Source organism: Allobosea sp. GW821-FHT12C12 (genome assembly GCF_058807355.1).
In genome coordinates, this window is record NZ_JBXAQP010000001.1 from 335,090 (window position 1) to 354,819 (window position 19,730).

The following is a 19,730-nucleotide window of genomic DNA, read 5'->3' on the forward strand; positions in this document are numbered from 1 at the left end:
GACCCGGGACCCATTCCGGGACTGGCAGGAATGGGTCCCGGATCGGCGCCGCTTCACGGCTTGTCCGGGATGACACGTCGAGGGTGATGGAAAGAGCGACGCCATGACATCCGCCATCATCCCGCCAATGAACACCGCCCTGCTGATCGTCGATCTGCAGAACGACTTCATCCACACCGACGGCGCCTATGCGCGCGCCGACGCGGCCTCCCCGCAGGCGCGGGCGCTGCCGGCGAAGCTGAAGCCACTGGCGGAGGCGCTACGCGCCAAGGGCGGCCTCGTCGCCGCGACACAGTTCACATTGGTCCCCGGACGCGGCGGCGAGCCGCTGATCTCGCCGCACCTCAAACAGATGCGGCCTTTCCTGAAGAAGGGCGATTTCCTGCCCAGCGGCTGGGGCCACCGGGTCGTCGACGCACTCCAGCCGATCGATGTCGCCGTCGAGAAGATCGCCTATTCCGCCTTCTACCAGACCCGGCTGGAATGGCTGCTGCGCAAGCTCGGCATCGAGCGGCTGATCGTCGGCGGCATCGTCACCAATGGCGGCGTGGCCTCGACCGTGCGCGACGCCCATGTCCGCGACATCGAGGTCACCGTGCTGGAGGACGGCTGCGCCGCGCCGACGCCGGCGATGCACGCCGAGGCGATCGCCGCGCTGAAGCCCGTGGCGCGGATCGCGACGATCGCCGGCGTGATGGCGGAGATCGAGGCGTCGTGAACGCGGTCCTGCCCGCCCTTGGAACGGCCTTCGAGGCGAGCGCCGACGTCCTGATCGTCGGCGCCGGCGCGGCCGGGCTCGTCGCGGCGCTGGCGGCCCATGACGCCGGCGCCGAGGTCGTCATCGTCGAGCGCGATGCAGTCCCCTCGGGTTCGACGGCGCTGTCGGCCGGACTGGTTCCGGCGGCGGGAACCCGCTTCCAGCGCGACGCCGGCATCGACGACACCCCCGAGCAATTTGCCCGCGACATCCTGGAAAAAGCGCATCACGAGCCCGACGCGGGAATGGTCGCGCTGCTGGCGGGCCATGTCGGCCCGGTGCTGGAATGGCTCGCCGACCGCCACGGCCTGCCCTTCGACGTGATCGCCAACTTTTCCTATCCCGGCCATTCGGCCAGGCGCATGCACGGCCTGCCGAAGCGCACCGGCTCGGAGCTGGCCGACCGATTGCGCGCGGCCGTCGAGGCCAGCGACATCACCATCCTGACCGGCTTCCGCGCCACGACGCTGTTCACGCAGGACGACGACGGCATCGCCGGCATCGCCGGGATGCGCCGCGGCGGCGAGGAGACGATCGGCTGCAAGGCGCTTGTGCTGGCCTGCAACGGCTATGGCGGCAATCGCGCGCTGGTGGCCCAGCACATCCCGCGGATGAGCGATGCCCTCTGGTTCGGCCATTCCGGCAACGAGGGCGACGCCGTGCTCTGGGGCCAGGCGCTCGGGGCCGAGCTCGTCCACATGTCGGGCCATCAGGGCCACGGCTCGGTCGCGCGGCCGCACGGCATCCTGATCACCTGGGCGACGATCATGGAGGGCGGCTTCCAAGTCAATGCGCGGGGCGAGCGCTTCTCCGACGAGAGCCGCGGCTATTCCGAGCAGGCGGCGAACGTGCTGCGCCAGCCCCGCGGCGAGGCCTGGACGATCTTCGACGCCCGCATCGCCGCGATCGCCCGCCAGTTCGAGGATTTCCGCAACGCCGAGGCGCAAGGCGCGATCGTCAGCGCCACGTCGGTCGAGGAACTCGCCGGCAGGCTCGGCCTGCCCGCCGAGGCGCTGATCAGAACGGCTGCCGACGTCGATGCGCTGAAGCAGGGAGAGAGCAGCGACCGCTTCGGCCGCGCTTTCGCCGGCGTGCCGCAGCTCGCCCCGCCCTTCTGCGCGGTCAAGGTCACCGGCGCGCTGTTCCACACCCAGGGCGGCCTCAGAATCGATGCCGACGCGCGCGTCCTGCGCCGCGACGGCCGCGCCATCGCCAATCTCCACGCCTGCGGCGGCGCGGCGGTCGGCGTCTCCGGCGCGCAGGCCTCGGGCTATCTCTCCGGGAACGGCCTGCTGACGGCGCTGGCGCTGGGCGACATCGCCGGCCGCGCCGCCGCCCGGACGGCCGGCTGACGGGACGTCGCCGGATCTTCGGCGCGACGGCGCGGCGATCCGGCCTTCACCCTTCGCTCCGGACGTGGTTCGATGCGGAACCGAAACCGTTTCGACCGTCCGGAGGTTCTGGCGCCGTGGACCAGTTCAGCACGCCCCGGCAGGGCGACATCCTGACGCTCGCCCGCGCTCAAGGGAAGGTCGGCGTCGACGATCTCGCCGCCCATTTCGAGGTCAGTCCGCAGACGATCCGCAAGGATCTGAACGAACTCTGCGAGCGCCGGCTCATGACCCGCGTCCATGGCGGCGCGATCATCGCGTCCGGCGTCGAGAACGTCGCCTATGAGGCGCGCCGCTTCATCGCCCAGGCGGAAAAGCGCGCGATCGGCGAGGCGGCGGCGCGGCTGATCCCCAGCAACGCCTCGCTCTTCATCAATATCGGCACCACGACGGAGGAGGTCGCGCGCGCGCTGATGCAGCATGAGGGGCTGCTCGTCATCACCAATAATCTCAACGTCGCGACGCTGCTCTACCGCCAGCCCAAGATCGAGGTGATCGTCGCCGGCGGCCCGGTGCGGCGTTCGGACGGCGCGCTGATCGGCTCGACGGCGGTCGATTTCATCCGGCAGTTCAAGGTCGACTACGCCGTGATCGGGGCCTCCGCGATCGACCGGGACGGGGCGCTGCTCGATTTCGACATCCGCGAGGTCCGGGTCTCGCGCGCCATCATCGACAACGCCCGCCAGGTCATGCTGGTCGCCGACCAGCTCAAGCTGACCCGCGCCGCGCCGATCCGGATCGGCGCGCTCGCCGATGTCGACGTCTTCGTCACCGACGCGCTGACTTCGCCGGCCCTGCGCGCGCTCTGCAGGAACGAGGCGATCCAGCTCGTGGAGGTCGGCAGCCAGGGCTGACGCCGGAAACCGGCGGCCAATGCACACCGGCTATCGCTCGATTTTCGAATTCCGTCTCTTGCTTTCGTTTTTTCGCCGATCTAGCCTTCAAACATAAACCAAACGAAATCGGCGCGCGCGCGACGCCCGCCCCGGGAAATGTCTTGAGCAGCATCGGTCAGAGCACAGCCACGCCTTTCGACCTCGCCGTGATCGGCGGCGGCGTGAACGGCTGCGGCATCGCCCGCGACGCGGCCGGGCGCGGCGCCACGGTCGTGCTGTTCGAGCAGGACGACCTCGCCAGCGCGACCTCCTCGGCCTCGACCAAGCTGATCCATGGCGGCCTGCGCTATCTCGAGCATTACGAGTTCCGGCTGGTGCGCGAGGCGCTGATGGAGCGCGAGGTGCTCTGGGCGATGGCGCCGCACATCGTCTGGCCGCTGCGCTTCGTGCTGCCGCATCACAAGGGCCTGCGCCCGGCCTGGCTGCTCCGGCTCGGCCTGTTCCTCTACGACCATATCGGCGGCCGGAGGCTGCTGCCGCCGACGCGCACGCTGGACCTGCGCCAGGACGCCGCCGGACGGCCGCTCAAGGGACAGGACGCGACGGCGTTCGAGTATTCCGACTGCTGGGTCGAGGATTCCCGGCTCGTCGTGCTCAACGCCGCCGACGCCGCGGCGCGCGGCGCTCGGGTCCATACCCGCACGAAGGTCGTCGCCGCCGACCGCGTCGACGGCCTCTGGCAGGTCACGACCGAAGGCGAAGGCGGCCGCGGCGCGATCACCGCGAAGGCGCTGGTCAATGCGGCGGGCCCCTGGGTCGGCGAGGTGCTCGGCCACGTCGTGCGCTCGAACACCAAGGCGGCCGTCCGCATGGTGCAGGGCAGCCATATCGTGGTGCGCAGGCTCTTCGAGCACGACCGCTGCTACATCTTCCAGAACGGCGACGGCCGCATCGTCTTCGCCATTCCCTATGAGCGCGACTTCACCCTGATCGGCACGACCGACCGCGACTATCGGGGCGACCCGGCGAAGGCGGCGGCGACGCCGGACGAGATCGCCTATCTCTGCGCGGCGGCGAGCGAATATTTCCGCGAACCGATCACGCCGGACCACGTCGTCTGGACCTATTCCGGCGTGCGCCCGCTCTACGACGACGGCGCGTCCAAGGCGCAGGAGGCGACGCGAGACTATGTGCTGACGCTCGACGCGCCCTCGGGCGAGGCTCCGCTGCTCTCCGTCTTCGGCGGCAAGATCACGACCTATCGCCGGCTCGCCGAGGCCGCGATCGGGAAGCTCGGACCGCATGCCGGCTGGGCCCAGCGCCCGGTCTGGACGAAGACGGGCGCCCTGCCCGGCGGCGATTTCCCGGTGGCCGGTTTCGACGCGCTGGTCGACGAGATCGCCACGGCCCATCCCTGGCTCGCCCGCAAGACGGCGAGGCGGCTGGTGCGGGCCTATGGCACGAAGGCGCGCGGGCTGATGGCGGGCGCTCAAAGCGCCGCCGATCTCGGCCGGCATTTCGGGGCCGATCTCTACGAGCGCGAGGTCGTCTACCTGATCCGCGCCGAATGGGCGCGGCGCGCCGAGGACGTGCTCTGGCGGCGCTCCAGGCTCGGCCTGCGGCTGACGGCGGACGAGCGCCAGGGCCTCGACGATTTCATGCTGGCTCAGGCCGCGCCGACGCCGCTGCAGACGGCCTGAGGGAGGACGCGATGGGTCTCGTTCCCGACAAGGCGGGGCGCGATGTCGGAGTCGTGACGCATATCCACGAGACCAGCCTCGGGCGGGAGCCCGGCGCCATGACCGTGCCGCTCGGCGAATCTTTCGCCTGCGGGCCATGAAAGGCAATGCCCGCATGGATTGATCGGGCGGAATTCTGCACGATTTCCCTGTCAGGCTTGCCGCGAGCCGCCCCCGGCATGCGAGTCAGGCGCGTTTCGCCCCGCCTGCGCCTTCCCGTCGCGGCGCTCCCGCCCTCCGTCAGGCAGGCGATCTCGCCCATGCGCATCGCCCCGGCCTGCTAGTGTGGCGCGCATTGAGCTCGGCGCAGATCGCCCGGCAGACCGCGCGCGGCACGCTGTCGGAGACGACGGTCGAGCCGTGCATGCGCGCGTCGCGGCCGACGACGCCTCCCTGACGGCCATCCCCGCGAAGCTGGCCAAATCGCGGCGCCAGCTGCGACGTCATCAGTTTGGAACGATGACAGCCTGTTTGACGACCTTGAAAAAATATGTCAGCATTACTGACATAAATCGCGGTGCGCTTGGAGGCCGGAGCAACCGGCCCCATATCTTGTCGACGGGCGATCGAGGGAGGTCGGCCATGGCCGAGAAGCAGGACCATTCCACATCTGACGTCCAACCGACCTCGGACGGGCAGGTCCGGCCCAACGGCCTGCGCCCGGTGGCTCTCGACGACAAATACGACCTCTCCAAGCAGCGCATCTTCCTGAACGGCACGCAGGCCATCGCCCGCATGCTGATGGTCCAGCGCGAGCGCGACAGGCGCGCCGGCCTCAACACCGCCGGCTTCGTCTCCGGCTATCGCGGCTCCCCGCTCGGCGGGCTCGACCAGCAGCTTGCGCGCGCGGCGAAGCATCTCAAGGCCGCCGACATCGTCTTCACGCCCGGCCTGAACGAGGATCTGGCGGCGACCGCCGTCTGGGGCACGCAGCAGGCCGAACTGCAGGGCGAAGGCAGATACGACGGCGTCTTCGCGCTCTGGTACGGCAAGGGCCCGGGCGTCGATCGCACCGGCGACGTCTTCCGCCACGGCAACATGGCCGGAACCTCGCCCAATGGCGGCGTGATCTGCCTGATGGGCGACGACCACACCGCCGAAAGCTCGACCAACGCACACCAGACCGAGTTCGTCTTCGTCGACCGGATGATGCCGATCCTGAACCCGGCCGGCGTCCAGGAGATCATGGACTATTCGCTCCACGGCATCGCGCTGTCGCGCTTCGCCTCGGTCTGGGTCGGCATCAAATGCGTCAAGGACAACATCGAATCGACGGCCTCGGTCGACGGCGACGTCGAGCGCGTGAAGATCGTCATTCCCGATGATTTCGAGATGCCGCCCGGCGGCCTGAGCATCCGCCGCGAGCTCGATTTCCTCGAGCAGGAGAAGCGCCTGCACATCCACAAGCGCGCCGCGATGCTGGCCTATCTGCGCGCCAACAGGCTCAACCAGATCATCACCCATGGCGGCCGCACACCCCGCATCGGCATCGTCACCGTCGGCAAGTCCTATCTCGACGTGCGCCAGGCCTTCGAGGAACTCGGCATCGACGAGGTCCGCGCCAACGATCTCGGCATCCGCCTGTTCAAGGTCGCCTGCCCCTGGCCGATCGACCCCTCCGAGATGAAGAGCTTCGTTTCCGGGCTCGACCTCGTCATGGTCGTCGAGGAGAAGCGCTCCCTGATCGAGGTCCAGGTCCGCGAGGAACTCTACGGCGCCGGGCACCAGCCGATGGTGATCGGCAAGAAGGACGAGAACGGCGAGTGGCTGTTCCCGGTCCATGGCGCGCTCGATCCCAACGACGTCGCGATCGCGCTCGGCGCGCGCCTGCTGCAATACCGGGACGATCCGGCGCTGCGGGCGCGGCTGGAGGAGATCGCCAGGGCGCAGGGCCGGCTCGCCGAGGCGCAGGAAGTCGCCAGGCGCACGCCCTATTACTGCTCGGGTTGCCCCCACAACTCGTCGACCGTCGTGCCCAAGGGTTCGCGCGCCTATGCCGGCATCGGCTGCCACTACATGGTCCAGTGGATGGACCGCGACACCACCGGCTTCACCCAGATGGGCGGCGAGGGCGCGAACTGGGTCGGCGAGGCCCCGTTCTCGACGCGCAGGCACGTCTTCCAGAATCTCGGCGACGGCACCTACACCCATTCCGGCTCGCTCGCGATCCGCTGGGCCGTCGCGGCCGGCGTCAACATCACCTACAAGCTGCTCTACAACGACGCGGTCGCGATGACCGGCGGCCAGCAGGCCGAAGGCCATCTCTCGCCCGACCAGATGGCCCGCCAGATCGCCGGCGAGGGCGTCAAACGCATCGCCGTTGTCAGCGACGAGCCCGACAAATATCCGCCCGGCACGATCTGGCCGCCCGGCACGACCTTCCACCATCGCGACGATCTCGACGCCGTGCAGCGCGAGCTGCGCGAGGTTTCCGGCGTCTCGCTGCTGCTCTACGACCAGACCTGCGCCACCGAGAAGCGCCGCCGCCGCAAGCGCGGCAGCTATCCCGACCCCGACAAGCGCGTCATCGTCAACGAGCTCGTCTGCGAGGGCTGCGGCGATTGCGGCGTCAAGTCGAACTGCGTCTCGGTCCAGCCGCTCGAGACCGAATTCGGCCGCAAGCGTCAGATCGACCAGTCGAACTGCAACAAGGATTTCTCCTGCATCAAGGGCTTCTGCCCTTCCTTCGTCACCGTGCACGGCGCGCGGCCGAAGAAGGCCGTCCCGCGCCGGCTCGATGCCGGCGGCTTCGGCTCGGGCGACCTGCCCGAGCCTGTCATCCCGGCGCTGACGCGCAGCTACGCCGTCGTCGTCACCGGCGTCGGCGGCACCGGCGTCGTCACCATCGGCGCGATCCTCGGCATGGCGGCCCATCTCGAGGGCAAGGGCTGCGGCATGATCGACATGGCCGGCCTCGCCCAGAAGGGCGGCGCGGTCTTCAGCCACGTCAAGCTCGCCCCGACGCCGGAGGACATCCACGCCATCCGCGTCTCGGCCGGCCAGGCCGATCTCGTGCTCGGCTGCGACCTCACCGTCACGGGCTCGAAGAAGGTGCTCGGCGCGATAAAGCCCGTGGGCGCTACGGTCGTCGTCAACACGGCCGAGATCCTGGGCGGCGACTTCACCCGCAACGCCGATTTCTCGCTGCCGACCGCGCGGCTGAAGCGCGCCATTCTGTCGGCCGGCGGGCGCGAGCAGACGCATTTCGTCGACGCCACGGCCGCCGCCGTCGCATTCACCGGCAACGCCATCGCCGCCAACATGTTCATGCTCGGCTACGCCTGGCAGTTCGGCGGCGTGCCCCTGTCGCGCGAGGCGCTGCTGCGAGCGATCGAGCTCAACGGCGAAGCCGTGCCGATGAACCGGCAGGCCTTCGAGCTCGGCCGCCGCGCCGCGCATCAGCCCGAGGCGCTGGTCACGGCGCTGGCCGAGGCCAAGGCGCCGACGCAGGCGCGCCACATCTCCGAGACGCTCGACGAGATCATCGCGCGGCGCGTCGAATTCCTCACCGCCTACCAGAACGCGGCCTATGCGGCGCGCTACCGCCATCTCGTCGCCCGGGTGCAGGCTAAGGAGGCGACCGTGCTGCCCGGCCAGACGGCATTCTCCGACACCGTCGCGCGCTATCTCTTCAAGCTGATGGCCTACAAGGACGAATACGAGGTGGCGCGGCTTTATGCCGACGGCTCGTTCCAGAAGCAGGTCGAGGCGACCTTCGAGGCGACGGACGCTTCGGGCAAGCCGATCCGCTACGAGTTCAACCTCGCCCCGCCGCTCCTTGCCAAGGTCGATCCCAATACCGGCGAGCCGCGCAAGATCACGTTCGGCCCGTGGATGATGTCGGCCTTCGGCCTGCTGGCCAAGCTCAAGGGCCTGCGCGGCACGGCCTTCGACCCCTTCGGCTACACCCATGAGCGCAAGACCGAACGCCGGCTGATCGCCGATTACGAGGCGCTGCTCGGCGAACTGATCGCCAAGCTGACGCCGGAGACCCACGCGCTCTGCGTCGCGCTCGCCGCGATCCCGGAAAAGATCCGCGGCTTCGGCCACGTCAAGGAGCGTCATCTCAAGGCCGCGAAGGCCGAGGAGGCGGAGCTTTTGACGCGGCTGCACGATGGCTCGGCGGCGGCACTGGCGCTGCCGAGGGCGGCTGAGTAGGGCGCACTTTCCCTTCTCCCCTTGCGGGAGAAGGTGGCTCGGCGAAGCCGAGACGGATGAGGGCTGCGCTTTGTCGTCATGGTCGGGCTTGTCCCGACCATCCACGTCTTCCTGCGTCGCGCTCTATGCCCAAGACGTGGATGCTCGCCACAAGGGCGAGCATGACGGATAGGGCGCGACCGCCCCTCATCCGGCGCTGCGCGCCACCTTCTCCCGCAAGGGGCGAAGGGAAACGCGCCCGGCCACCGACCTTGAGTTCCGTCGCCAACGCGCTCCATAGTGGCTGTCTCCACCCCCAAAGGACGCCCCACCTTGATCGCCCCCGAAGAGCTGCGCCGCATCGCCTCCTGGTCGCGCGACCTGACGCAGCCTGAGTTCGAGGAGGCCAGGCGCGGCGTCAGCCTCAAGGTCTATGGCAAGGGCGCCAATATCTGCCATGTCGGCGACCGGCTCGAATCCTGGACCGGCGTCGCCGAGGGCCTGGTCAAGATGTCGACCACCTCGAAGACCGGCAGATCCGCGACGCTCGCCGGCATGCGCGCCGGCGCCTGGTTCGGCGAGGGCACCGTGATCAAGGCGGAGCCGCGCCGCTACGAACTCGTCGCGCTGCGCGAGACGCGGCTCGCCCTGATGCGGCGCTCGACCTTCCTCTGGCTGTTCGAGCATTCGGCCGCGTTCAACCGCTTCCTCGTCCACCAGTTCAACGAGCGGCTGGCCCAGTTCATCGCGCTGGCCGAGACCGAGCGCACGCTCGACTCGACCGGGCGGCTGGCGCGCAACCTCGCCTGGCTGTTCAACCCGATCCTCTATCCCGACCAGGACAAGACGCTGGCGATCAGCCAGGAGGAACTCGGCCTGCTCGCCGGCATGTCGCGCCAGATCGCCAATCAGGGGCTCGCCAGGCTGGAGGCGCTGGGTCTGCTCGAGGTCGGCCACGGCAGCGTGACGATCAGGGATCTGGAGCGGCTGGCGCGTTATGAGGGGTAGCTTGCGACCCGTTCTCGATGGGCCATCGCGCTCAAGACCCCCCGCCCGGCGCGAAGAAGCACAGCAGTTCTCCCGCATCGTTCATGCACAGGTGGAAGAATCCATCCGGCGAGAGGCGGGTCTTCTGAAAGGGAATCTCGATGACGACCGGCTGACGGCGCTCCGTCGGCCACATCGGATGGCGCCCCGGCATGACGGTCACGACGTAGCCGGAGGGAGTCTCGCGCACGGCGCTCGTGTCGATCGGGGCGCAATCCGCCTCCGAGCAGCATTCGAACGGATAGTCCTGGCCGAAAGGCGCCCGATGCGCGTCCGCCTGCGTCGCCCCGGCGGCGAGCGAGATCACGATCGCGATGGGGACGAGAACGCGCATGCGCCGATCCTCGCTCGGGGATTTTGGCCGGAACACGGCGGATGAACGCCGCGACGCCAAGACGGCTGCTTTACGCGCTTGACGGCTGGAAAATGGCAGGAGGAGCAAGCGCGGGGGAAGGACTTCAAAGCCGGCAACACTTCTGCGAGACCATAGCGACCAAATGCCGAGTTGTCTGTCAAGCCCCCCCCTTGCGAAGATGATGTGCGGCTGCGAGGCTCGCATGGATAAGGTTTGCATGAAGAACAAGGACCAGAGGTCCGAACGAGGCCGCCGCGATGTACGGCGACCGGACAGGGTGGAGATCAACGACCGTGGCAAGCGCGCTCGCCGGCCAGGCGGATACCTTTCCGAAACTGCTGCTGCGCAATGCGCGCGTGCGCGGCGCGCGCCCCGCATTCCGCCACAAGGATCTCGGCATCTGGCAATCCTGGAATTGGGCGCAGGTCGCCGAGCAGGTCCGCGGCCTGGCCAAGGGTCTCCAGGATCTCGGCCTGAAGCGCGGCGAGACGGTCGCGATCATCGGCTACAACCGGCCGCGGCTGTACTGGTCGATGGCGGCGGCGCAGTGGATCGGCGCGATCCCGGTGCCGGTCTATGCCGACAGCGTCGCCGACGAGATGGCCTATGTGCTCGACCATGCCGGGGCGGTCTTCGCCTGCGTGCAGGACCAGGAGCAGGTCGACAAGATCCTCTCGATCGCCGAGCGCCTGCCGGATTTGCGCCACATGCTCTATGACGAGCCGAGGGGTCTGCGCGACTACGACCACGCCAAACTGCACGAGATCGGCAAGGTGATCGACGCCGGCTCGGCCGCGCTGAAGGCGAGCCCGGAAGTCTCCGGCGCGCTGGAGCGCGAGATGCAGGCCGGGGCGGGCGCCGATCTCGGCATCATCCTCTACACCTCGGGCACCACCGGCCGGCCCAAGGGCGTGATGCTGTCGCACGCCAACGTCATCGTCGCCGCCGAGATCGGCTGCCAGTTCGACGGCCTCAACGAGACCGACGAGGTCATCGCCTATCTGCCGATCGCCTGGGTCGGCGACCACGTCTTCTCCTACGCGCAGGCGATCCTGGCCGGCTTCTGCGTCAACTGCCCGGAAGGGCCCGAGACCGTGATCGACGACCGCCGCGAGGTCGGCACCACCTATGCCTTCGCGCCGCCGCGCGTCTTCGAGACGATGCTGACGCTGACCATGGTGCGCATGGAGGATGCGGGAGCGCTGAAGCGCCGGATGTTCCACCACTTCCTCGGCGTGGCGAAGAAGCACGGCGAGAAGATCCTCAACGGCGAGAGCGTGCCGCTCGGCGCGCGCATCCACTACAGGCTCGGCGACCTTCTGGTTTACGGCCCGCTGCGCAACCGCTTCGGCCTCACCAGGATCAAGGTCGGCTACACCGCCGGCGAGGCGATCGGGCCAGAACTGTTCCGGTTCTACCGCTCGATCGGGGTCAACCTGAAGCAGCTCTACGGACAGACCGAGGCCGGCGTCTACGTCACCATGCAGCCGGACGGCGAGATCAAGGCCGACACGGTCGGCAGGCCGGCGCCGCTGGTCGAGATCCGGATCGACGACAATGGCGAGGTGCTCTACCGCTCGCCCTCGATCTTCGGCGGCTACTACAAGGATCCGGAGAAGACCGCCGAGACGATGACCGCCGACGGCTTCGTCCGCTCGGGCGACGCCGGCTTCTTCGACGAGAGCGGTCATCTCAAGATCATCGACCGCGCCAAGGATGTCGGCAAGCTCTCGAACGGCGGCCTGTTCCCGCCGAAATACATCGAGAACAAGCTGAAATTCTATCCCAACATCAAGGAGGTCGTCGCCTTCGGCCAGGGCCGCGACTACGCCACGGTCGCGCTGAACATCGACCTGACGGCGGTCGGCAACTGGGCCGAGCGCAACAACGTCGTCTACGCCTCCTATCAGGAGCTGGCCGGGCACGACCTCGTCTACGACATGATCGAGAAGCATATCGACGAGGTGAACCGCTCGCTCGCGGCGGAGCCCTTGATGGGCGGCGCGCAGATCAGGCGCTTCCTGATCCTGCACAAGGAACTCGACGCCGACGACGGAGAGCTGACCCGCACCCAGAAGGTCCGGCGCGGCTTCATCGCCGAGCGCTACGCGCCTTTGGTGGCCGCGCTCTACGACGGCTCGCAGGCCGCCGCGATCTCGACGGACGTGACCTTCGAGGACGGCCGCAAGGGCGTGATCTCGGCCAACGTCAAGGTCCGCGACGCCAAGATCTATCCCGTCACCGCTCCGGCTCCGGCGAGGGCGGCATGAACGCGGCGAGCCTGAACCTGATCGGCGAGCCGATCGCGGACAAGGCCGAAACCGGGAAGGGCGAGGTGCTGCTTTCCGTCGAGAACATCTCGCTGCGCTTCGGCGGCGTGAAGGCGATCACGGACGTTTCCTTCGACATCCGCAAGGGCGAGGTCCGCGCCATAATCGGCCCCAACGGCGCCGGCAAGACCTCGATGCTGAACTGCATCAACGGCTTCTACCATCCGCAGGAAGGCCAGATCACCCATAAGGGCCAGCGCCGCGACAAGATGAAGCCGCATCGCGCGGCGGCAGCCGGCATCGCCCGCACCTTCCAGAACGTCGCCTTGTTCAAGGGCATGTCGACGCTCGACAACATCATGACCGGCCGCACCCTGAAGATGCACAGGAACTTCTTCTGGCAGGCGCTGCGCCACGGCCCGGCGATGACCGAGGAGATCGAGCACCGCAGGAAGGTCGAGGACATCATCGACTTCCTGCAGATCCAGCACATCCGCAAGCTCCCCGTCGGCAAGCTGCCCTACGGCCTGCAGAAGCGGGTCGAGCTCGGCCGCGCGCTCGCCATGGAGCCGGAGCTCCTGCTGCTCGACGAGCCGATGGCCGGCATGAACCTGGAGGAGAAGGAGGACATGTGCCGCTTCATCCTCGACGTGAACAACGAGTTCGGCACCACCATCGCTCTGATCGAGCACGACATGGGCGTCGTGATGGACCTGTCCGACCGCGTCGTCGTGCTCGAATACGGCCGCAAGATCGCCGACGGCACGCCCTCCGAGGTCAAGGCCGACCAGCGCGTCATCGACGCCTATCTGGGAGTGGCGCACTGATGAGCGTGCTTTCGTTTCATCCGGGCAGCGCCGCCCTCCTCCCTCCCCCCGCCTGCGATGGGGAGAGCCGGGGTGAGGGAGAGAGTCCAGGCCGCCGCCTCGGGCGGTCGTCGGGCCACATCCTGCACGCCCCCCCATCCCTGACCCTTCCCCACCGCAAGCGGGGGGAAGGGGACCTGTCGCGCCCGGTCGCTCGGTTCAGCCAAGGTTTCCGCTCATGAGCGACGTCGCGATCCGCCCCGCCGGCATCAATTTCGGCAGTGTCCGCGTCCGCGCCGCGCTGATCCTAGGCGCGCTGCTGCTCGCCGCGATCGTCGGCATCCGGTTCGACGGCTCGGGCACTCTCTACAAGATCCTGGTCGATCCTTTCGTCCAGATGGCGCAGATGCCCGACCTGCTCGCCCAGACCGTCTGGGAGGGGCTCGTCTCCGGCGTGCTCTACGCGCTGATCGCGCTCGGCTTCGTGCTGATCTTCAAGGCCTCGGGCGTGTTCAACTTCGCGCAAGGCATCATGGTCGTCTTCGCGGCGCTCACCCTTGTCGGCCTCTACGAGAAGGGCGTGCCGGCCTTCCTCGCCGTGATCCTGACGCTCGGCGTGATGTTCGCGCTCGCGGTGACGATCGAGCGCGCGGTGCTGCGCCCGCTGGTCAACCAGCCCGACATCATCCTGTTCATGGCGACCTTCGGCATCACCTATTTCCTGATCGGCTTCGGCGAGTCGCTCTTCGGCGGCAATCCCAAGCAGATGATCACGGAGCAGCTCTGGCTGCCCAGGGGCGCGATCGACCTGAAGATCCTCGGCGGCGTCGTCTCGCTGCAGAAGATCGACATCGCCGCCGCGATCATCGCCTCGATCATGATCGCGGCGCTCGCGGCCTTCTTCCAGTACACCCGTATCGGCCGCGCGCTCCGCGCCGTCGCCGACAGCCACAAGGCGGCGCTCTCGGTCGGCATCTCGCTGAACCAGATCTGGGTCATCGTCTGGTTCACCGCCGGCATCGTCGCGCTGATCACCGGCATCATGTGGGGCGCGCGCTCGGACGTCTCCTTCGCGCTCGAGATCGTCGCGCTCAAGGCGCTGCCGGTGCTGATCCTCGGCGGCTTCACCTCGATCCCCGGCGCCATCGTCGGCGGGCTGATCATCGGCATCGGCGAGAAGATGGGCGAGTTCTACTGGGGCCCGCTGATCGGCGGCGGCATCGAGAGCTGGCTCGCCTATTTCATCGCGCTCGGCTTCCTGCTGTTCCGGCCGCAGGGCCTGTTCGGCGACAAGATCATCGAAAGAATCTGACGATGGCAGTCGGCAACAGGCGGTGGGCGGCGGGGAGGCGCGGCGCGCGACCGCCGACTGCCCATTGCCGACTGCCCAAGGGAGCGTAGCGACCGTGTTCTACCGCGAGGCCGGCCAATACAAGACGAGCTATTCCGCCGACATGGCGGTGTTCCCGATCTGGCAGGACCGGGTCGGGCTCGGTGTGATCCTGGCGCTCGCCTTTGTCGGCGTGCCGCTGATCGGCAACGACTTCTTCACGACGACGGTGATGATCCCGTTCCTGGTGTTCTCGCTGGCGGCGATCGGGCTCAACATCCTGACCGGCTACACCGGCTTGATCTCGCTCGGCACGGCCGCCTTCATGGGCGTCGGGGCCTATGCCTGCTACAAGCTCACGACCTTTTTCCCGGGCGTGAACATCATCGTCCTCATCCTGGTCTCGGGGCTGTTCTCGGCCGCCATCGGCGTGCTGTTCGGCCTGCCCTCGCTGCGCATCAAGGGCTTCTATCTCGCGGTCGCGACGCTGGCCGCGCAGTTCTTCCTGCAATGGGCCTTCGTGCGCGTGCCCTGGCTGTTCAACTACAACGCCTCGGGCGCGATCGAGGTGCCGCTGCGCACGGTCTTCGGCGTGGCCGTCACCGGCGCGACCGCGAGCCCCGAGACGCGCTATTTCGTCTGCCTCGTGCTCGTCGTGGTGCTGACCTGGTTCGCCTCCAACCTCGTCCACGGCAAGCTCGGCCGCTCCTGGATGGCGGTGCGCGACATGGACATCGCCGCCGAGCTGATGGGCATCAAGCTGCTCGACGCCAAGCTGCTCGCCTTCGCGGTCTCGTCCTTCTATTGCGGCGTCGCCGGCGCGATGATGATCTTCCTCTGGTATGGCGGCGGCGAAGCGGCCGACGTCTTCAACATCCGGCTCTCCTTCAACATCCTGTTCATGGTCATCATCGGGGGGCTCGGCTCGCTGATCGGCTCCTTCTTCGGCGCGGCCTTCATCGCCAGCCTGCCGACCATCCTGAAATTCGGACTGCCGGCGATCGGCATTCCGCTGGCGGGCGCCACCGCCGAGCACGTCACCTTCATGCTCGTCGGCGCGCTGATCATTCTCTTCCTGATCGTGGAGCCGCACGGCCTCGCGCGACTCTGGCAGATCGGGAAGCAGAAATTGCGGACGTGGCCGTTCCCGTACTGAGCGGGCGACGACCCAAGAAACGGCTCGAGAAAACGGCTCAAGAAACGACCTGCCGCGAACCGAAAAGGCGGCAGGCAAGCAAGACGGTGCGGTGGCCACGCCGGACCGGCACGCAACAACGGAGGAAGCACCATGAAGACGACCACCTTCTTGAAGGGCGCGGCGCTTGGCGCGCTCATCGCCGGCAGCGCGCTCGGCGCGGCCCAGGCGCAGGACTCAGTCTATTTCGCCAACAACGCCTATCGCACCGGCCCGTTCTCCGGCTCGGGCATTCCGATCGGCGACGGCATGCGCGACTACATCACCATGATCAACGAGCGCGACGGCGGCGTCGGCGGCGTCAAGATCGTCTATGAGGAATGCGAGACCGGCTACGACACCAAGAAGTCGATCGAGTGCTACGAGCAGGCCAAGTCGAAGAACACGATCATCTACTCGCCCTGGTCGACGGGCGCGACGCTCGCCGCGATCCCGCGCGCCCATATCGACAAGATCCCGATCCTGTCGATGGCCTATGGCCTGTCGGCCTCGGCCGACGGCACGCAGTTCCCCTGGGTCTTCATTCCGCCCTTCACCTATTGGGACGGCGCCTCCGTCATGGTCCGTTACATGGCGGCCGAGCTCGGCGGCATGGACAAGCTCAAGGGCAAGAAGCTCGGCCTGATCCATCTCGACGCGCCCTTCGGCAAGGAGCCGATCCCGGTGCTGGAGAGCCTCGCCAAGAAATACGGCTTCGAGGTCAAGCTCTATCCGGTGGCGGCCGCCGACATGCAGAACCAGGGCTCGCTCTGGCTCTCGATCCGCCGCGACCGGCCCGATTTCCTCTACAACCAGGGCTGGGGCGCGATGAACCCGACCGCGGTCAAGGAGGCGATCAAGAACAACTTCCCGATCGAGAAGCTGGTCGGCGTCTGGTGGGCCGGCGGCGACGACGACGCCCGCGCCGGCGGAGCCGAGGCCAAGGGCTATCGCTCGCTCAACCTGAACGCGGCGGGCACCAACTTCCCGGTCATCCAGGACATCCAGAAATATGTCGTGGAGAAGGGCAAGAGCCTCGCGCCGAAGGAGAAGGTCGGCGAGAACCTCTACAACCGCGGCGTCTACAACTCGATGCTCGTCGTCGAGGCGATGCGCAACGCCCAGAAGCTGACCGGCAAGAAGATCGTCACCGGCGAGGACATGCGCCGCGGGCTCGAAAGCCTCAACGTCAACGAGGCGCGCCTCAAGGAAATCGGCATGGAAGGCTTCGCCACGCCGACCACGATCTCCTGCACCGACCATTCCGGCCACTCCAAGATGTACGTCGCGGAGTGGGACGGATCGAAATGGATCAAGAAGGGCGACTGGCTCGAGCCGCTGAAGGACGAGGTCCGGCCGCTGATCGAGGCCAACGCCAAGGACTACGCCGACAAGGCCGGCAACTGGCCCAAGCGCACCGAGCCCTGCGAGAAGTCGTCCTGAGTCAGCGGCAGTCGGCGACAGGCAATCGGCAGTCGGGCTCTCCCGGCCGCCGACCCGACCGCCGACTGCCGACAGCCCACCGCCGGGAAACCGCCATGTCCACCGCCACCCTCGACAAGCCCGCGACCGCCGCTCCCGCCGGCGACATCATCCTGTCGCTGAACAACATCGAGGTGATCTACGATCACGTCGTGCTGGTGCTGAAGGGCGTCTCGCTGACCGTGCCGCGCAAGGGCATCGTCGCGATCCTCGGCGCCAACGGAGCGGGCAAGACCACCACGCTGAAGGCGATCTCGAACCTGCTCAAGGCCGAGCGCGGCGAGGTCACCAAGGGCTCGATCGTGTTCGAGGGCGAGCGCGTCGACCGCATGTCGCCGAACGAGCTGGTCCGCCGCGGCTGCATCCAGGTCATGGAAGGGCGGCACTGCTTCGGCCATCTCTCGATCGAGGAGAATCTGCTGACCGGGGCCTTCACCCGCCGCGACGGCAACGCCGCGATCAGGCGCGACCTCGAGAAGATCTACGAACTTTTCCCGCGCCTGAAGCAGCGCCGCAACGCGCAGGCCGGCTACACCTCCGGCGGCGAGCAGCAGATGTGCGCCGTCGGCCGGGCGATGATGTCCAGGCCAAGGATGATCCTGCTCGACGAGCCCTCCATGGGCCTGGCGCCCCAGATCGTCGAGGAAATCTTCGAGATCGTGCGCCGGCTCAACGCCGACGACGGCGTCTCCTTCCTCGTCGCCGAGCAGAACACCAACATGGCGCTGCGCTACGCGACCTATGGCTACATCATGGAGACCGGCCGCATCGTCATGGACGGCGAGGCGAGGATGCTGCGCGAGAACGAGGACGTGAAGGAGTTCTATCTCGGCGTCTCCGACGGCGACAAGAAGTCGTTCCGCGAGGTCAAGAGCTACAAGCGCCGCAAGCGCTGGCTCTCCTGACGACGCGGCCGAGCCAGGTCCGATGCCGGTGCTGTTCGACGCGGTCGCGCCTCTGGTGACGCTGCTGATCTTCGGGCCGCGGGCCTGGGTGCGCCGCGAGACGGGCAGGCACGCCGCGCCGCGCCCCGATCCGCCGCCTTAACCCATGTCGCCGGCGCCCTGATCGGGCTCCTGAATTTCTCACGCATCCTGCGCATCATCCGCTGAGGCGGGTGGCGGCAGCGCCAAGGACCATGCCCATGAGGACGACGCCCATGAGCGAGCACCACGACGAACTCGAAACCCGCTCCGCATCGGCCCGCGAGGCCGATCTCTTCGGCCGCCTGCCGGCGGTGCTCGCCGCGGCGCTCGCGACGCCGGGCTATGCCGGCCGTCTCGGCAGGGTCGACCCCGCCGCGATCACCGACCGCGAGGCGCTCAGCCGCCTGCCGGTGCTGCGCAAGGCCGACATGCCGGCGCTGCAGAAGCTCAGCCCACCCTTCGGCGGCTTCGTCTCCGCCCCGCTCGGCTCATTCGGCCGGCTCTTCACCTCGCCCGGCCCGATCTTCGAGCCAGAGGGCGCGCGGCCGGATCCGTGGGGCGCGGCGCGCGGACTGTTCGCCGCCGGCTTCCGGCGCGGCGACGTCGTGCTCAACACCTTCGGCTACCACCTGACGCCGGGCGGCTTCATCATGGATTCGGCCGCGCGCGCGCTCGGCTGCGCCGTGATCCCGGCCGGCCCCGGCAACGCCGAGCAGCAGATGGAGGTGATCTCGGCCTATCGTCCGTCGGCTTACGCCGGCACGCCCGACTTCCTCAAGATCCTGATCGAGGCCGCCGACAGCCGCGGCGTCGATGTCTCCTGCCTGAAGCGCGCCGTCGTCTCGGGCGCGGCCTTCCCGCCCTCGCTGCAGGCCTGGGTGAAGGGGCGCGGCGTCGACGCCTACCAGCTTTATGCAACCGCCGATGTCGGCGTCGTCGCCTATGAGACAGCCGCTCGCGAAGGCCTCGTCCTCAACGAAAACCTGATCGTCGAGATCGTGAGGCCCGGCACCGGCGATCCGGTCGCGGAGGGCGAGGTCGGCGAGATCGTCGTCACCAATCTCGACCCGCATCATCCCCAGATCCGCCTCGCCGTCGGCGACCTCACCGCGATCATGCCGGGCGTCAGCGCCTGCGGTCGCACGAGCAGCCGGATCAGGGGCTGGATGGGCCGCGCCGACCAGACCGCCAAGATCAAGGGCATGTTCGTGCGGCCGGAGCAGGTCGCCGAGATCGCGCGGCGTCATGCCGAAATCGCGAAGCTGCGCCTCGTGGTCGGGCGCGCCGGCGAGGTCGACACCATGACGCTGCGCGCCGAGATCCGCGCCGAGCCGCCGGGCCTGGTCGACGCCGTGTCCTCGACGCTGCAGCAGGTGACCAAGCTGAAGGGCCGCGTCGAGATGCTGCCGCTCGGCGCGCTGCCGAACGACGGCAAGGTCATCGCCGACGAGCGGCCGGTGGGGTGAACGCGCCTGGTCGA

Annotated in this window: 15 protein-coding genes; 14 read left to right on the forward strand and 1 reads right to left on the reverse strand. The window is 68.1% G+C overall.

Features of this window, described 5'->3' with window-relative positions; genetic code table 11:
- Nucleotides 1-103 precede the first annotated feature (103 nt).
- The 7 genes from AC1RRW_RS01795 to AC1RRW_RS01825 all read left to right on the forward strand — a co-directional run bounded on the left by AC1RRW_RS01795 (nt 104) and on the right by AC1RRW_RS01825 (nt 9,868).
- Nucleotides 104-718: a cysteine hydrolase family protein gene (locus AC1RRW_RS01795; RefSeq protein ID WP_492898594.1), complete on the forward strand. Its 615-nt coding sequence runs from the start codon at nt 104-106 to the stop codon at nt 716-718.
- The gene (locus AC1RRW_RS01800; RefSeq protein WP_492898596.1) at nt 715-2,109 is read left to right on the forward strand and encodes an FAD-dependent oxidoreductase; all 1,395 of its coding nucleotides are present in this window, start codon (nt 715-717) and stop codon (nt 2,107-2,109) included. The genes AC1RRW_RS01795 and AC1RRW_RS01800 overlap by 4 nt, the downstream gene beginning before the upstream one ends.
- A gap of 116 nt (nt 2,110-2,225) precedes the next feature.
- Nucleotides 2,226-3,002 carry a DeoR/GlpR family DNA-binding transcription regulator gene (locus AC1RRW_RS01805; protein ID WP_492898598.1) on the forward strand — a complete coding sequence of 259 codons (777 nt, stop codon included), beginning with the start codon at nt 2,226-2,228 and terminating at the stop codon, nt 3,000-3,002.
- Between the two features lie 143 nt (nt 3,003-3,145).
- Complete coding sequence (gene glpD, locus AC1RRW_RS01810) at nt 3,146-4,684, forward strand: glycerol-3-phosphate dehydrogenase (RefSeq protein WP_492898600.1); 1,539 nt, start codon at nt 3,146-3,148, stop codon at nt 4,682-4,684.
- A gap of 11 nt (nt 4,685-4,695) precedes the next feature.
- Nucleotides 4,696-4,824, forward strand: coding sequence for a hypothetical protein (locus tag AC1RRW_RS01815; RefSeq protein WP_492898602.1), 129 nt, complete (start codon nt 4,696-4,698; stop codon nt 4,822-4,824).
- Nucleotides 4,825-5,305: 481 nt separating this feature from the next.
- Nucleotides 5,306-8,881 (forward strand): indolepyruvate ferredoxin oxidoreductase family protein, encoded by a 3,576-nt coding sequence (locus AC1RRW_RS01820; protein WP_492898604.1) that lies wholly within the window; start codon nt 5,306-5,308, stop codon nt 8,879-8,881.
- 312 nt (nt 8,882-9,193) lie between these two features.
- The gene (locus tag AC1RRW_RS01825; RefSeq protein WP_492898606.1) at nt 9,194-9,868 is read left to right on the forward strand and encodes a Crp/Fnr family transcriptional regulator; all 675 of its coding nucleotides are present in this window, start codon (nt 9,194-9,196) and stop codon (nt 9,866-9,868) included.
- A gap of 31 nt (nt 9,869-9,899) precedes the next feature.
- On the opposite strand, the gene AC1RRW_RS01830 is transcribed toward AC1RRW_RS01825, so the two are convergent.
- Complete coding sequence (locus AC1RRW_RS01830; RefSeq protein ID WP_492898608.1) at nt 9,900-10,241, reverse strand: hypothetical protein; 342 nt, start codon at nt 10,239-10,241, stop codon at nt 9,900-9,902.
- Nucleotides 10,242-10,519: 278 nt separating this feature from the next.
- On the opposite strand from AC1RRW_RS01830, the gene AC1RRW_RS01835 reads away from it, so the two are divergent.
- From AC1RRW_RS01835 to AC1RRW_RS01865, 7 genes are all read left to right on the forward strand, one after another.
- Nucleotides 10,520-12,532 (forward strand): AMP-dependent synthetase/ligase, encoded by a 2,013-nt coding sequence (locus tag AC1RRW_RS01835; RefSeq protein ID WP_492898610.1) that lies wholly within the window; start codon nt 10,520-10,522, stop codon nt 12,530-12,532.
- Entirely contained in the window at nt 12,529-13,359 is an 831-nt protein-coding gene (locus AC1RRW_RS01840; RefSeq protein WP_492898612.1) for an ABC transporter ATP-binding protein, read from the forward strand. The genes AC1RRW_RS01835 and AC1RRW_RS01840 overlap by 4 nt, the downstream gene beginning before the upstream one ends.
- A gap of 376 nt (nt 13,360-13,735) precedes the next feature.
- A complete protein-coding gene (locus tag AC1RRW_RS01845) occupies nt 13,736-14,650 on the forward strand; it encodes a branched-chain amino acid ABC transporter permease (RefSeq protein WP_492899029.1) in 915 nt (304 codons plus the stop codon).
- 94 nt (nt 14,651-14,744) lie between these two features.
- Nucleotides 14,745-15,824 (forward strand): branched-chain amino acid ABC transporter permease, encoded by a 1,080-nt coding sequence (locus AC1RRW_RS01850; protein WP_492898614.1) that lies wholly within the window; start codon nt 14,745-14,747, stop codon nt 15,822-15,824.
- Nucleotides 15,825-15,956: 132 nt separating this feature from the next.
- Complete coding sequence (locus AC1RRW_RS01855; protein ID WP_492898616.1) at nt 15,957-17,285, forward strand: ABC transporter substrate-binding protein; 1,329 nt, start codon at nt 15,957-15,959, stop codon at nt 17,283-17,285.
- Between the two features lie 95 nt (nt 17,286-17,380).
- A complete protein-coding gene (locus AC1RRW_RS01860) occupies nt 17,381-18,229 on the forward strand; it encodes an ABC transporter ATP-binding protein (protein WP_492898618.1) in 849 nt (282 codons plus the stop codon).
- Between the two features lie 254 nt (nt 18,230-18,483).
- The gene (locus AC1RRW_RS01865; protein ID WP_492898620.1) at nt 18,484-19,716 is read left to right on the forward strand and encodes a phenylacetate--CoA ligase family protein; all 1,233 of its coding nucleotides are present in this window, start codon (nt 18,484-18,486) and stop codon (nt 19,714-19,716) included.
- The last annotated feature ends 14 nt before the right edge of the window (nt 19,717-19,730 follow it).